This window comes from Lysobacter sp. P5_C4 (assembly GCF_054049695.1).
In genome coordinates, this window is sequence record NZ_JBFULX010000001.1 from 831,719 (window position 1) to 844,733 (window position 13,015).

Annotated in this window: 13 protein-coding genes; 7 read left to right on the forward strand and 6 right to left on the reverse strand. The window is 66.3% G+C overall.

Annotated features, from left to right (window positions below):
• Window positions 1-19 precede the first annotated feature (19 nt).
• The 4 genes from ACXJJ8_RS03960 to ACXJJ8_RS03975 all read left to right on the forward strand — a co-directional run bounded on the left by ACXJJ8_RS03960 (window position 20) and on the right by ACXJJ8_RS03975 (window position 4,519).
• Window positions 20-703, forward strand: a complete 684-nt coding sequence (locus ACXJJ8_RS03960; RefSeq protein WP_499027080.1) for an ABC transporter ATP-binding protein — start codon at window positions 20-22, stop codon at window positions 701-703.
• Entirely contained in the window at window positions 700-3,198 is a 2,499-nt protein-coding gene (locus ACXJJ8_RS03965; RefSeq protein ID WP_499027082.1) for an ABC transporter permease, read from the forward strand. The genes ACXJJ8_RS03960 and ACXJJ8_RS03965 overlap by 4 nt, the downstream gene beginning before the upstream one ends.
• A 38-nt stretch (window positions 3,199-3,236) precedes the next feature.
• Complete coding sequence (locus ACXJJ8_RS03970) at window positions 3,237-4,151, forward strand: peptidylprolyl isomerase (RefSeq protein ID WP_499027083.1); 915 nt, start codon at window positions 3,237-3,239, stop codon at window positions 4,149-4,151.
• A 71-nt stretch (window positions 4,152-4,222) separates the two neighbouring features.
• Window positions 4,223-4,519 carry a hypothetical protein gene (locus ACXJJ8_RS03975; protein ID WP_499027084.1) on the forward strand — a complete coding sequence of 99 codons (297 nt, stop codon included), beginning with the start codon at window positions 4,223-4,225 and terminating at the stop codon, window positions 4,517-4,519.
• 3 nt (window positions 4,520-4,522) lie between these two features.
• On the opposite strand, the gene ACXJJ8_RS03980 is transcribed toward ACXJJ8_RS03975, so the two are convergent.
• Genes ACXJJ8_RS03980 through ACXJJ8_RS03990 form a run of 3 tightly spaced genes read right to left on the reverse strand, consistent with a single transcriptional unit; the run spans window position 4,523 to window position 6,548 of the window.
• The gene (locus tag ACXJJ8_RS03980; RefSeq protein WP_499027086.1) at window positions 4,523-5,359 is read right to left on the reverse strand and encodes a hypothetical protein; all 837 of its coding nucleotides are present in this window, start codon (window positions 5,357-5,359) and stop codon (window positions 4,523-4,525) included.
• Between the two features lie 9 nt (window positions 5,360-5,368).
• Window positions 5,369-6,190: a hypothetical protein gene (locus ACXJJ8_RS03985; protein ID WP_499027088.1), complete on the reverse strand. Its 822-nt coding sequence runs from the start codon at window positions 6,188-6,190 to the stop codon at window positions 5,369-5,371.
• Between the two features lie 13 nt (window positions 6,191-6,203).
• Complete coding sequence (locus ACXJJ8_RS03990; protein WP_499027089.1) at window positions 6,204-6,548, reverse strand: hypothetical protein; 345 nt, start codon at window positions 6,546-6,548, stop codon at window positions 6,204-6,206.
• A gap of 199 nt (window positions 6,549-6,747) precedes the next feature.
• Between ACXJJ8_RS03990 and ACXJJ8_RS03995 the strand changes: the two genes are divergently transcribed.
• Window positions 6,748-7,044, forward strand: a complete 297-nt coding sequence (locus tag ACXJJ8_RS03995) for a hypothetical protein (RefSeq protein WP_499027090.1) — start codon at window positions 6,748-6,750, stop codon at window positions 7,042-7,044.
• A 115-nt stretch (window positions 7,045-7,159) separates the two neighbouring features.
• On the opposite strand, the gene ACXJJ8_RS04000 is transcribed toward ACXJJ8_RS03995, so the two are convergent.
• Together ACXJJ8_RS04000 and ACXJJ8_RS04005 are read right to left on the reverse strand one after the other, a co-directional pair.
• Complete coding sequence (locus tag ACXJJ8_RS04000) at window positions 7,160-7,501, reverse strand: hypothetical protein (RefSeq protein WP_499027091.1); 342 nt, start codon at window positions 7,499-7,501, stop codon at window positions 7,160-7,162.
• A 103-nt stretch (window positions 7,502-7,604) separates the two neighbouring features.
• Window positions 7,605-8,489, reverse strand: a complete 885-nt coding sequence (locus ACXJJ8_RS04005) for a DUF2785 domain-containing protein (protein ID WP_499027092.1) — start codon at window positions 8,487-8,489, stop codon at window positions 7,605-7,607.
• Between the two features lie 97 nt (window positions 8,490-8,586).
• Here ACXJJ8_RS04005 and ACXJJ8_RS04010 point away from each other — a divergent pair, with 97 nt between their 5' ends.
• Window positions 8,587-10,395, forward strand: a complete 1,809-nt coding sequence (locus tag ACXJJ8_RS04010) for a DUF885 domain-containing protein (RefSeq protein WP_499027093.1) — start codon at window positions 8,587-8,589, stop codon at window positions 10,393-10,395.
• Window positions 10,396-10,413: 18 nt separating this feature from the next.
• On the opposite strand, the gene ACXJJ8_RS04015 is transcribed toward ACXJJ8_RS04010, so the two are convergent.
• Window positions 10,414-12,048 (reverse strand): serine hydrolase, encoded by a 1,635-nt coding sequence (locus tag ACXJJ8_RS04015; RefSeq protein ID WP_499027094.1) that lies wholly within the window; start codon window positions 12,046-12,048, stop codon window positions 10,414-10,416.
• 92 nt (window positions 12,049-12,140) lie between these two features.
• Here ACXJJ8_RS04015 and ACXJJ8_RS04020 point away from each other — a divergent pair, with 92 nt between their 5' ends.
• Complete coding sequence (locus ACXJJ8_RS04020) at window positions 12,141-12,983, forward strand: DUF72 domain-containing protein (protein WP_499027095.1); 843 nt, start codon at window positions 12,141-12,143, stop codon at window positions 12,981-12,983.
• Window positions 12,984-13,015: the final 32 nt, after the last annotated feature.

Consider the following 13,015-nt stretch of genomic DNA (forward strand, 5'->3'; position numbering starts at 1 on the left):
ACTGCGCGCTGAAAGCCGCATGCATGCCCCCACCTCCCCCGTCGCGCTCGATGTCCGTGGCCTCGGCAAGACCGTCCCGCTGCCCGACGGCGCGCTGACGATCCTCGAGGACGTGGCCTTCACGGTCGAACGCGGCGATGCGGTGGCCATCGTCGGCGCGTCGGGATCGGGCAAGAGCACGCTGCTTTCTTTGCTTGCGGGCCTCGACACGCCGAGTTCCGGCAGCGTGCACCTGGATGGCCAATCGCTGTCGACGCTCGACGAAGACGGCCGCGCGCGCGTGCGCGGCGAAAAGGTCGGCTTCGTGTTCCAGAGCTTCCAGTTGCTGCCGACGCTGACGGCGCTGGAAAACGTGATGCTGCCGCTTGAATTGCGCGGCGATGCCGATGCGCAGGCGCCTGCGCGACGCATCCTGGAGAAGGTCGGCCTCGGCGCGCGCCTCGGGCATTACCCGCGGCAACTCTCCGGCGGCGAGCAACAGCGCGTCGCCCTTGCGCGCGCATTCGTGACGCAACCGGCGCTGCTGTTCGCCGACGAACCGACGGGCAACCTCGACACGCACACCGGCCAGGCGATCATCGACCTGTTGTTTTCGCTCAACGCCGACGCCGGTACGACGCTGGTGCTCGTGACGCACGACGAACACCTCGCGGCGCGCTGCAGGCACCAGATCCGGCTCGACAGCGGTCGCCGCGTCGCATGAATCCGCTGGTGCTCGCATGGCGGCAATTGCGCCGCGACTTCGCGTCCGGCGACGTGCGCATCCTGTTCGTCGCGCTCGTCCTCGCGGTTGTCGCGATCACCTCCGTCGGTTTCGTCACCGATCGCGCTGGCCGCGCACTGGCGCAGGAAGCGAACCGCCTGCTCGGCGGCGATGCCGTGGTGCGTTCGGATTCGCCCATCGCCGGTGCGGTGCGCCATGCCGCGAACGCGCCGGCACTGCAGCACGCCGACACCGTCGAACTGCGCAGCATGGTGCGCGTGGGCGAACGCCTGCAGCTCGGCGAACTGCGCGCGCTGGATGCGCATTTCCCGTTACGCGGCACGTTCCGCCTGGTCGATCGCATCGGCGGTGTCGAACGCGATGCGCGCGGAGGACCGGCATCCGGCACTGCCTGGATGACCGTCGCCGGGGCGCAGACGCTCGATGCGAAGGCCGGTGATGCCCTCGTCATCGGCGATGCGCACTTCCGCATCGCCGCCCTGATTGCGCAGGAACCCGACGCGGCCTTCGATTACTTCAACACCGCGCCGCGCGTGGCGATCAACCTGGCCGACCTGCCGAAGACCGGCCTGGTGCAGGAAGGCAGCCGTGTCGGCTATCGACTCGTCGTCGCAGGCGACGGCCCGGCGGTCGCGCGGTTCCTCGACACCGCGCGCACGCAACGCGGGCGCGGACAGCGCATCGAAACGATCGAGGACGCGCGGCCGGAAATGCGTTCGGCGCTGGATCGCGCGGGGCGTTTCCTCGGGCTTGCGGCGCTGGTGTCCGTCATCCTTGCATCGATCGCGGTGGCGATGGCGGCGCGTCGCCACAGTGCGCGTCATCTCGACGGCAGTGCCGTCATGCGTTGCCTGGGTGCGCAGCAGCGCACGCTGGTCGCCGTGCATCTCGGTGAATTGACGTGGCTCGGGTTGATCGCGTGCACGGTGGGCGTCGCGATCGCCTTTGCGCTGCAATGGGCGATCGGCGAATGGCTCGCACGCGTGCTTGCGATTTCGATCCCGCCGGCCGGGTGGTTGCCGGCGTTGCAAGGTTATGCGGTCGGCCTCGTCGTCTTGATCGCCTTCGGTGCGCCGCCCGTGCTCGCATTGCGCCGCGTGCCGGCGTTGCGTGTGTTGCGGCGCGACCTGGATCCGACCGAACCGAGTGCGTGGATCGTCGGCGTCGCCGCATTCACGGGTCTTGCGGCGCTGCTGTGGTGGAAGGCCGAATCGCCGACGCCGGCCACCGCGATGCTCGGCGGCATCGCAGGGACGTTGCTGGTCCTGGCCTTGCTCGCCTGGGCGATGATCCTCGTCGTTCGCAAAGTTCGCACGCGTTTGCGCGGCAGCCTGCGCTACGGGCTGGCGAATGTCGGACGACGCGCGGGGACCGCGGTCGCACAGGTGTCGGCGCTGGGTCTCGGGCTGATGGCCCTGTTGTTGTTGACCTTCGTGCGCACCGACCTGCTCGATCGCTGGCAACTCTCGCTCGCCGAGAATGCGCCGAATCGTTTCATCCTCAACGTGCAGCAGGACCAGCTCGCACCGGTGCGCGAATTCGTCACGTCCAACGGGCTTGCTGCGCCGACGTTGTACCCGATGGTGCGCGCGCGTTTGCTCGATCGCAACGGCAAGGCGGTCACCGCGAAGGACTATCCCGACGACCCGCAGATGCAGCGCCGCGCCGAACGCGAGTTCAATCTGTCTTTCGGCAGCGAACTGCGCGAGGACAATCGCCTTTCGGCCGGCACCTTCTGGGGCGATCGCGTGCCGAAGTCGCCGGAGTTGTCGGTCGAGCGGAAGTTCGCCGATTCGCTCGGATGGCAACTCGGCGACCGCATCACCTTCGACATCGCCGGCCAACCCTTCGCAGCGAAGATCACCAGTTTCCGCGAAGTCAGCTGGGACAGCTTCCGCCCGAATTTCTTCGTGCTCGTCTCCCCGGGTGCACTGGACGGCTATCCGGCGAGCTGGATCACGGCAGTCAGCGTGCCGAAAACCGAGCCTCGCTTCACCGCGCAACTCGTCGAACGTTTCCCGAACCTGACCGTCATCGATATCGAAGCGACCCTCGCGCAGGTGCGCGCCACCGCCGACCAGGTGTCGGCGGTTGTGCAGGTCGTGTTCTGGTTCTCGCTGGCGGCCGGCATCCTCGTGTTGCTCGCCGCCATCAGCGCGAGCCAGGACGAGCGCCTGCTCGAAGGCGGCGTGATGCGCGTGCTCGGCGGAAGCCGCAGGCAATTGCGATTGGCGCAGGCCTCGGAGTTCGCGGCCATCGGGTTGTTGTCGGGCCTGGTGGCGGCGATCGCGGCATCGGTGCTGGCGGGCGTGCTCTCCGAACGGGTCTTCGGGCTGCCGTGGGAACCGAACTGGGCGCTGGCCGCGGCCGGCGGCGGCATCGGGCTGGTCGCCGCGCTGGTCACGGGCCTGATTGCGACGCGACGCGTGGTCGACGTCCCGCCCTCGGTCGTGTTGCGGGAACTGCAGCAATAGCTTCAGACTCCGTCGCATACGTCACGACGGAGTTCCACATGCGCTCGCACGTCAGCTCGCTCGCCCTCGCACTGTCTTTCGCTCTCGCCTCGGTTGCAGCGCTCGCAGCGGACGAGAAGCCCAAGGTGCCGTCGATGCAGGAGATCCTGGATGCGTCGCCGAAGTCCGACTGGCGCACGCTCGATCCGGATCGCACGCTCTACATGCAGCTGCCCGCCGGCCGCGTGATCATCGAGCTCGCGCCGACCTTCGCGCCCGAGCATGTCGCCAACATCCGCACGCTCGCGAAGGAAGGTTACTGGGACGGCCTGTTCGTCATTCGTTCGCAGGACAACTACGTCGCGCAATGGGGCGACCCGGAAGAAGATGCGGCGAAGCAGCGCAAGCGGGGAACGGCGAAGCTGAAATTGCCGGCCGAGTTCGAACGCAACGCGAACGGTGCCCCGTTCGTGCGGCTCCCCGACAGCGACGGGTGGGCGCCGCAAGTCGGTTTCTCCGACGGCTTCCCCGCTGCGCGCGACCCGAAAGCGGGCAAGGCCTGGCTCGCGCATTGCTATGGCATGGTCGGTGCCGGGCGCGATGTCGCGGCCGACAGTAGCGACGGCACGTCGCTCTATGCGGTCACCGGGCAGTCGCCACGCATGCTCGACCGCAACATCACGCTCGTGGGCCGCGTCGTGCAGGGCATCGAGTTGCTGAGCGTGCTGCCGCGCGGCACCGGCGCGCTCGGCTTCTACGAAGACCCGAAGCAATACGTGCCGATCGCCTCGGTGAAACTCGCCAGCCAAGTGCCCGAAGCCGACCGCACCAAGCTCGAGCTGTTGCGTACCGACAGCAAGACCTTCGGCACCCTGGTCGAATCGCGCCGCAACCGGAAGGACGAGTGGTACAAGCGCCCCGCGGGCCACATCGATTTGTGCAACGTGCCCTTGCCGGTGCGGGCGGTGAAGTAGTCTTTTCGTCACGCGTTTTTAGCTTCCGGCTCCCTAGCCTCATCGGCGTCCCCACCGCCGAGAGCGCCGCGATGCCTACCTTGCGACTGCGTGTCACCGGAAGCGACGACGACGCGCGCGCGATCATCAACCTGCTGCAATCCCTCGACGGCATCGAGCATGTCGAGGAAGTGGCGGACCTGATGCCGCACATGGACGATGCCGACTCCAGTTCGGCCGGCCTGAGCGACCTGCGCAGCGGCGCGGACGTGCACGAAGTCGAGATCGAGGCGCCGAACGACTCGACCGCGCGCAAGGTGCGCGAAACGGTGGAGGCCCTGGCGTTCGACCTGGACGTCCTCGCCGAATTCGACGAGGACGAGAACTGATCGTCAGCCGTTGATGATGTCGAACAGCAGCGGCGTCATTGCGTCGCTCCGGCTGCATTGGGTGGCGTAGTCGATCTCGCCGTCCAGCGAAAAGCTGCTCGCCGACGTGGCGCGATCGCAGGACATGGCGCAAGTGCCCGTGGCCGCTGCTTCGCTCGACGCAATCGCGTACGGCGGCAGCAGGGCTGGCAGACGCCCATCGGGGACGTCGGTCGTCGCCGCCGTCGAGGGATCGTGGATGTAGCCGGCGTTTGTGGTCGGCGAGCCGTTCTCCACAACCTCGCCGCCCTCGATCCACAGCGACGTGGCATTGATGAAGTTGCGTGACGCAACGACGAACTGGTCACCCAGGATCGGGCGCGTGTAAAGCAGGTACTCCAGCGCGTTGGCAAGTTCCGGCGTGTAGGGGGCGCGATTCGCGCGCCCGGCGTCGATCGCGCTGTAGAAGGCCCCCGGCACGCTGATGAAGTCCGCATCGGCCCGAATGGCAAAGAGATAGACGCGACGATTCGCCCCGGTCGCCTGTAGCTGTTCGAGCACCTGTTGCGCGAACCGTACCGCCTGTCCGCGGTCCGCCGTCATGACCACCCATCCCGGGCCCGGCGATGGGTTCTGGGGGTTGCACGGGACGCCCGACGTCAGCGCGAGCAGGTCTTCATTCATGCCGCGCGTGGTGAACCCCGTGATGAAAGCCGTGAGCGGGTGCACCGTATCGACGCGGTAGACGACGCGGATCGGCGTCGAGGCGTCGAGGCCGGGATTGAGCTGCGCGGCGGACGGCAAGACCATCGCGCACAGGGCGAGCGCCAGGAACGCGCGAAGGATGAAATGCATGTTCACGCGAGATCCTCAGTCGTTGATGACGTCGAGAAGCATCGGCGAGAACCCGCTACGCACGTTGCAATGCGCCGGTGGCGGCGCATGGTCGAGGACTGAGCGCGATCCGATGCCGAGCCCCGCACCATCACAGGTCATGGAGCACGAGCTGTCGCTGTCGGAGTCCTCGCCGTACCCGACGCGAATCGATGCCGCGGGAACGAACGCCTGCAGGTCGGCGACGATATCGCTCGCCTCGCTGTCGAGCTGGCGATAATCGTCGTTCACGACCGTCGCCTCTTCGATGAAGTCGTCGTTCGCGTCGAAGAACACGATGTCCGCGCTGAGGATGTTGCCTGGATCGACGTGGTGCGTCACCACTTCTTCCTCGCCGCCGATCACGGTGGTGTAAATCAGATGCTCGAGTGTCTGCCCTTGCGCGGCCGTGTACCCATCCTGGCCGGCACGGCCGGCGGCTGCGGCGCGACGCATCACGGCACGCACATCGACATAGGAGTGGTCGGGGCGGATCGTGTAGATGTACATCGCGTTCTGCGGGCCGTGGCCGGGGATGCCTTCCAGATGGCCTATCGCGAAGCCGACGGCGGTCTCCCGGCGGGCGCTCGTGCTCACCCAGGTACTTGCGCGTGCGATGCTGGTTTCCTCGCACGACTCCCCCAGCGTGTGGGCGAGCAGGTCCATGTTGGCGCCGCGACCCTGGAAGCCGTGGGCGAAGATCTCGTGCGGCGGCCGCGAGTCTGCGCGATAGACGCGAGTGATCGGTTGCGCGGCGGTGTCGAGAGCGGGCAGCAGCAGGCAGGCCGCCGTCAGCAGGATCGAAAGGATGCGAGACATGTGCGGCCTGCCGTCAGCGGTAGATTTCGATCTGGTCGATGTCGTCGCAATATGGGTAGAAGTGGTCGTAGGCGCGAATCCTGAAGCCACCCGCCATCGCCGTCATCAGCATCTTGTACAGCGCCTCGCCGTGATTCCAGTCCAGGTTGTAGCTCTTGTTGAGGGCGTACCAACGGTTCGGGTTTTCGACGAGACGAAAGTACACGGCATCGCCCCCGTCGGGACCCATGTCGCCGTTGACGTAGCCGATGTTGACCGCGGCGACGCGGCGATCCTGGAAGCACATCTGCTGCGCCTTCGCCGAAGGCAGCGGCGACAGGCCGAGGGCCAGCACGACCAAAAGCACAATGCGTTTCATCGATCTCTCCGTGACGATGCTTGGGATGCACACATCGTGCGGAAGACCGCATCACGCACTCAATTCGTTCGCGTCTCGCAGATCGCGCGATTCGTCCCGCGCCGCTACCGGTGCGGCTGGCGAAGTCAGCGGTTCGTCACGCGTTTTTAGCTTCCGTCTCCCTAGCCTCATCGGCGTCCCCCACCGCCGAGAACCCGCGATGCCTACCCTGCGACTGCGTGTCACCGGAAGCGAAGACGACGCGCGCGCGATCATCAACCTGTTGCAAAGCCTCGACGGCATCGAGCACGTCGAGGAGGTGGCGGACCTGATGCCGCACATGGACGATGCCGACTCCAGTTCGGCCGGCCTGAGCGACCTGCGCAGCGGCGCGGACGTGCACGAGGTCGAGATCGAGGCGCCGAACGACTCGACCGCGCGCAAGGTGCGCGAAACGGTGGAGGCGCTGGCCTTCGACTTGGATGTGCTCGCCGAGTTCGACGCCGAAGACGACTGAGCGTCAGTCGTTGAGCAGCTTTTGAAGCCTGGCGGGCGTCGCATCGGCGATGTTGCGTCGCATTTTGCAATGCGTCGATGAGCGCGCAGCCCGCGAAGAGCGCACGCCGCCCGACTCACCGGTAGATGTGCAACTCGTCGATGTCGTCGCAGGACGTCCCGAAGTGGTCGTAACCCCTGACCTTGTACTGGCCGGCCATTGCAGTCATGAGCAGTTTGTACAAGGCTTGGCCGCGCGCCCAATCCAGGTTGTAGGAGGCGTTGAGCGGAAACAATGCACCGTTATCGAGCGTGAAATAGACCGCGTCGCCGCCGTCCGGGCCTTTGCCCCAGACATCGACGTAACCGATCTTGACTTCCTTGACGCGGCGATCCTGGAAGCACATCCGCTGCGCCTGCGAGGCAAACAGCGGCGCCAGCCCAAGGGCCAGCACGACCAAAAGCACAATGCGTTTCATCGATCTCTCCGTGACGATGCGTGGGATGCACACATCGTGCGGAAGATCGCATCACTCGCTCAATTCGCTCACGTCTCGCGAATCACGCGATTCGTCCCTTGCATCACGGCACCGCTTTCAATCCCGCGACGACCGGTGCTTCGAGCGCTTGCAGTTGCGGATCGTCGCTGCGGTCCGCTTCGAGGTACAACCCGGTCAGGAACGCCAGCAGATCGTGCCGTCGCAGCAACCATCCGTTGTCGTTGTAGTCCTTCGACGCACCGAGCTTGGGTGCAAGCGCGACGAACCACGTCTCCCACTCCGCTGCCGTGTGCAATTCGCGCTTGGCGATGAACATCACCGGCCGCCCAAGCCGTCCCGGTTCGCCGTAGACATACGCATGCGACGTCGACGGCACGACCTGCGTCGCGATCGCCGCAAGCATCCGATCGAGCTGCCCGCGATCGAGTGCGGGATTCAACGCGAGCTGCATCAACCAATCGCTGCCGTGCGCCACGCCGTGGCGCCAGCCTTGCTTGTCATCGAAGCCGCGGTAGTCGGTCACTGATTCCAGGAAGTGCGACGCGGTCTCGACCATCGCCCCGCGTTCCTCCGGCGTCATCCACGGCTTGATGCGATCGGTGCGCGCAACTTCCGAGAGCACGAGTGCATCGAACGGGCGACGGAAACCATCGGGATCGCCGGCCTCCAGCCCTGCGTACAAGCGGTCGCGCAGCGAACGCAATCCGGCTTCGTCGATCTCGCCTGCACGCATCCAGTGCGCAAGCGCTTCATACGCGATGCCGTCGCGCAACGTCGGATCCGCATCGCCAAGGCAATCCACCAGCCCTTCGGCCAGCCCCTGTCGATCGACCGCATCGGGCACGGTCCATTTCAGGAGCTTGAGCGCCTCGAGTTGCTCGCGCGTCTTGCCCTCGGGCGGACAGGCCGCGCGCGCCGGCGCACTGAAAATCCCGAGCAACAACACGACGGCCAGCAATGCGCGCATGGAAGGCTCCCCGATGAGTGGTCGCAGCCTAGCAGGCCCATGCGCGCCGACGCGCGGGCCTTTATGCTCGGCCCCTCCTCCTCGCCGGCCTGACCCCATGCGCCACAGTCTGCTCGCCGCTGCCGTCCTCTCCGCAACGCTCGCCGCCTGCCAGGGGCAAGCCCCCACGGCGCCGGCCGAGGGCGCAACCGCCGCCACCGCGTCCACCGAACAGGCCGACGCGAAGTTCGACGCGGTGACCAGGCAATGGCTCGACGAATGGATGCGCCTGAACCCGGTGAGCGCGACGCAGATCGGCGACCACCGTTTCGACGCGACGGTCGACGACTACTCCGCCGTGGGCCGCAAGGCGCAGGTCGAATTCAACACCAAGCTGCTCGGCGAACTGGATGCGATCGACCAGGCGTCCCTGTCGCGCGAGAAACAAGTCGATCTGCTCCTGCTCACGAACCAGGTGCGCGGCGATCTCTTCGCGCTCCAGACGCTGCAATCCTGGGCGTGGGATCCGCAGCTCTACAACAGCCTCGCCGGCGGCGCGCTCTACAACCTGATGGCGCGCGACTTCGCCCCCATGCCCGAGCGCCTGAAGTCGGCGACCGCGCGCATGGAGAGGCTGCCGGCGTTGTTCGCGCAGATGCGCGAGAACCTCGATCCGGCGCGTGTGCCGAAGATCCATGCGGAAACCGTGTCGAAACAGAACGCAGGCGTCGTCGGCCTCGTCGACCAGTTCATCGTGCCTGCCGCCGGCCAGTTGCAGGGCGAAGACCGCAAGCGCCTCGACGCCGCCATCGCCGGGCTGCGCAAGGCCGTCGGCGAACAACAGAAGTGGCTCGACGGCACGCTGGTGCCGAATGCGAAGGGCGATTTCCGCATCGGCGCGAAGCTGTACGACCAGAAGTTGAAGTTCGCGTTGATGTCGTCGCTTTCGCGCGCGGACATCAAACAACGTGCGGAGTCCGAACTCGAGCGCGTGCGCGCGCAGATGTACGGCATCGCGCGCACCGTGCTGAAGGACAAGGCGAATGCGCCGGCGCTGCCGGAATCGCCGACCGGCGATCAACAACAGAAAGCGATCGAAGCCGCGCTGGAACTGGCATATGCCGATCGCCCGAAGCGCGAGGACGTCGTCGCCTTCGCCAAGCAGACGCTGGCCGACGCGACGAAGTTCACGCGCGAGGAGGAACTGGTCACCGTGCCCGATGCGCCCGTGAAGGTCATCCTGATGCCGGAATTCCAGCGCGGCGTGTCTGTCGCGTATTGCGACTCCCCCGGCCCACTCGACAAGGGCCTGGACACGTACTACGCGATCTCGCCGATCCCGGACGACTGGACGCCCGCGCAGGTCGATTCGTTCCTGCGCGAATACAACAGCCGCATGATCCACCTGCTGTCGATCCACGAGGCGATGCCGGGCCACTACCTGGAAGGCGCGCATTCGGGCGAGAACAAGGACCTGTTGCGCGGTGTGTTGCGCTCGGGTTTGTTCGCCGAAGGGTGGGCCGTCTACACCGAAGACATGATGGCCGACGCGGGATACATGAATAACGATCCCTTGTTCCGCCTCGTGCAACTGAAGTTCTACCTGCGCACCATCGGCAACGCGATCCTCGACCAGGGCGTGCACGTGGAAAACTGGTCGCGCGAGCAGGCGATGGACCTGATGACGCGCCAGACCTTCCAGCAGGAACGCGAAGCGGCAGGCAAATGGGTGCGCGCGCAACTGACTTCCGCACAATTGCCGACGTACTTCGTCGGTGCGCAGGAACACTTCGACCTGCGCAAGGCGTGGGAAGCGAAACAAGGCGCCAAGTTCAACGCAAAGGCCTACCACGACCAGGTGTTGTCGTACGGGGCCCCGCCGGTGCGGTTCGTGCGCGAGTTGATGTTGGACGAGCCGATCCAGTAAGACGCGCGTCGGCAGGCGTTACTCCTGCTCGGCGGGCTTCAGCCGCAGATCCTGGAAGTCGAAGCTGAAGTCCGTCATCGGCGACATCGGATCCATGCGCACTTCCCGGATCTTGCCGTCGGCATCGAGGTTGAAGTTCACGAACGCGTCTGCGTTCAACCAGCGCTGGCGCCAGCGCACGACGAACGTGTCGTGCTGCCACGGCGTCATGTCGCCGACAAGGTCCGGCGTCTTCGTGAAACGCAGCACCAGTTTGCCGCTTTCGTTCTTGATGGCCACATCGCCGTACCACGGGTCGCGATACGTCCCGGCGTAGGCGGCGAGCGGCAACGAAGGCTTCGCGTTCGCGTTGCGCGCGGCCACGTGCTTTTCCATGTCTTCGTCGGCTTTCGCCTTCGACTTCGCGACCGCCTTGCCGTACGCGTCGAGCCAATCGTGCTTCGGCGTGCGCAACATCGCGTCGAGCGCCTGCATCGTCACTGCGTTGAAGGCCGCGCCGACTTCCTGGCTCGTCAACACGATCACGCCGATCTTCCTGTCGGGCACCAGCGTCAGGCGCGAGACCATGCCCGGCCAACCGCCGGTATGCCACACCAGCTTGTTGCCGCTGTAGTCGGACAGTTGCCAGCCTTCCCCGTAACCCAGGAAATTCGGCTTGCCGGGGCGCAGTTCGGGAACGGAAGGCTCGTTCACCGGGATGGGCGTGACGATCGTCCACATGCCCTGCTGGCGCTTCTTGCTGACGAGTTGGTGTTCCTTGCCGTTCGCGTCGGTGTACGTGCCGCCGGCAAGATGCATGTTCATCCACTTGCTCAAGTCGTGGACGCTCGAATAGATGCCGCCTGCCCCCGAGACGTTGTGCCAGGTCATGCGCGGCGCCGGTTCGAGCGTCTTGAAGTCCGCGAGCGCGTAACCGGTGGCGACGTTGTCGCCCGCCTCGAGCGTGTCGCTGTTGAAGCGCGTTTCGTCCATGCCCAGCGGCGCGAAGATGCGCTGGCGCAGGAAGTCTTCGTACTTCATGCCACTGGCCTCTTCGATCACCAACTGCGCGACACCGAACAGGATGTTGTCGTACGCATACTGGCCGCGGAACGAACCGCCCAGCGGTACGTCCTTCAAACGATGCGCGACTTCTTCGGTCGTGTACGTCGTGGTCGGCCAGTACAGCAGGTCGCCCGCGCCGAGCGTCAGTCCGCTGCGGTGCGCGAGCAGATCCTTGATGCGCATTTCGCGCGTGACGTACGCATCGCTCATGCGGAACCACGGCAGGTGGTCGATCACGCGGTCGTCGAGCGAGAGCTTGCCTTCGTCGGCCAGCATCGACAGCGAGGTCGAGGTGAAGGCCTTGGTGTTGGAGGCGATCGCGAACATCGTGTGTGCGTCGATCGGCGCCGGCTTGCCCAGCTCGCGCGGGCCGAAGCCGCGTTCGTAGACGATGCGCCCGTCTTCGACGATGGCCACCGCGATGCCCGGCACCTCGAACTGCTTGCGCACCGCCTCGACGTAGGCATCGAACCCCGCAAGTCGCGCGTCTTCGGCCTGTGCCGCGGCTGCGGGCCGCGCGGCGGCGGCCTGCGCATGCGCCAGGGTCGGCAGCGCGAGCGCGGCGAACAGCGCCAGGCACAGGGTCGAGCGGGTCGTCAGTCGGGGCATGGGGCGAGGGTCCGGAACGGAAAGACCGAGTTTCCCGCAGCGTGGAGGCCGCGTCGATGTCCCGGTCGTCATGTCGCGCTACCCTCATGGGCATGGCTGCCCCGCGCGCGAAGGATGCCGACCTCGGTCTCACCGCCCCCGGCGCGATCGACGGGATCCGCGTGGGCGTCGGGGGATGGACCTACGCCCCGTGGCGCGAAACCTTTTTCCCCGAAGGCCTGGTCCAGCGCCGCGAGCTCGAATACGCGAGCCGGCGCCTGAGCGCGATCGAAATCAACGGCACCTATTACAGCGCGCAAAAACCCGACACCTACGCCCGCTGGCGCGACGAAACGCCGGACGGCTTCCTGTTCACGGCCAAAGCGCCGATGCGCATCGTGCAGGCGAAGGTGCTGGCGAACACGGCGGGCCAGGTCGACGCCTTCGTTGGCGGCATCGCGACGCTGGGCGCGAAGCTCGGCGCGATCTCGTGGCAATTCGAACGCAAGCTCGATCGCGAGGATTTCGCGCGTTTCGTCGATGCCTTGCCGGCATCGGCCGACGGCCGACCCGTGCGGCACGCGCTGGAAGTGCGCGACGCCGCGTCGGTGGACGCGACGCTCGTGGACCTGGCGCGCGAGAAAAACGCGGCGCTGGTGTTCACCGATTCCACGGAGTGGCCCTCGTTCGCCGACGTCACCGCGGATTTCGTCTACGCGCGCCTGATGCGCGCACGTTCGAACCTCGTGACCGGATACACGCGGCCCGAACTCCTCGCCTGGGCCGAACGCGCGCGCACCTGGGCGAACGGGGGCGACCCCGAAGACCTGCCGCGCCTGCAAGGCGCCGCGCCGAAGGCGAAACACCGCGACGTGTTCGTGTTCTTCATCAACGCCGACAAGGAACGCAACCCCGCGGCGGCGACCACCCTGATCGAGCTGCTGGCCAAGGGTTGAGCCCGATTTGCCTTCCGGCCCGCGCGCTGATC

Bases quoted from the DNA above. Each gene is read 5' to 3' on its own strand.
- ACXJJ8_RS03960 (WP_499027080.1), top strand. From the start codon at position 20: ATGCATGCCCCCACCTCCCCCGTCGCGCTCGATGTCCGTGGCCTCGGC.
- ACXJJ8_RS03965 (WP_499027082.1), top strand. From the start codon at position 700: ATGAATCCGCTGGTGCTCGCATGGCGGCAATTGCGCCGCGACTTCGCG.
- ACXJJ8_RS03970 (WP_499027083.1), top strand. From the start codon at position 3,237: ATGCGCTCGCACGTCAGCTCGCTCGCCCTCGCACTGTCTTTCGCTCTC.
- ACXJJ8_RS03975 (WP_499027084.1), top strand. From the start codon at position 4,223: ATGCCTACCTTGCGACTGCGTGTCACCGGAAGCGACGACGACGCGCGC.
- ACXJJ8_RS03985 (WP_499027088.1), bottom strand. From the start codon at position 6,190: ATGTCTCGCATCCTTTCGATCCTGCTGACGGCGGCCTGCCTGCTGCTG.
- ACXJJ8_RS03990 (WP_499027089.1), bottom strand. From the start codon at position 6,548: ATGAAACGCATTGTGCTTTTGGTCGTGCTGGCCCTCGGCCTGTCGCCG.
- ACXJJ8_RS03995 (WP_499027090.1), top strand. From the start codon at position 6,748: ATGCCTACCCTGCGACTGCGTGTCACCGGAAGCGAAGACGACGCGCGC.
- ACXJJ8_RS04000 (WP_499027091.1), bottom strand. From the start codon at position 7,501: ATGAAACGCATTGTGCTTTTGGTCGTGCTGGCCCTTGGGCTGGCGCCG.
- ACXJJ8_RS04005 (WP_499027092.1), bottom strand. From the start codon at position 8,489: ATGCGCGCATTGCTGGCCGTCGTGTTGTTGCTCGGGATTTTCAGTGCG.
- ACXJJ8_RS04010 (WP_499027093.1), top strand. From the start codon at position 8,587: ATGCGCCACAGTCTGCTCGCCGCTGCCGTCCTCTCCGCAACGCTCGCC.
- ACXJJ8_RS04015 (WP_499027094.1), bottom strand. From the start codon at position 12,048: ATGCCCCGACTGACGACCCGCTCGACCCTGTGCCTGGCGCTGTTCGCC.
- ACXJJ8_RS04020 (WP_499027095.1), top strand. From the start codon at position 12,141: ATGGCTGCCCCGCGCGCGAAGGATGCCGACCTCGGTCTCACCGCCCCC.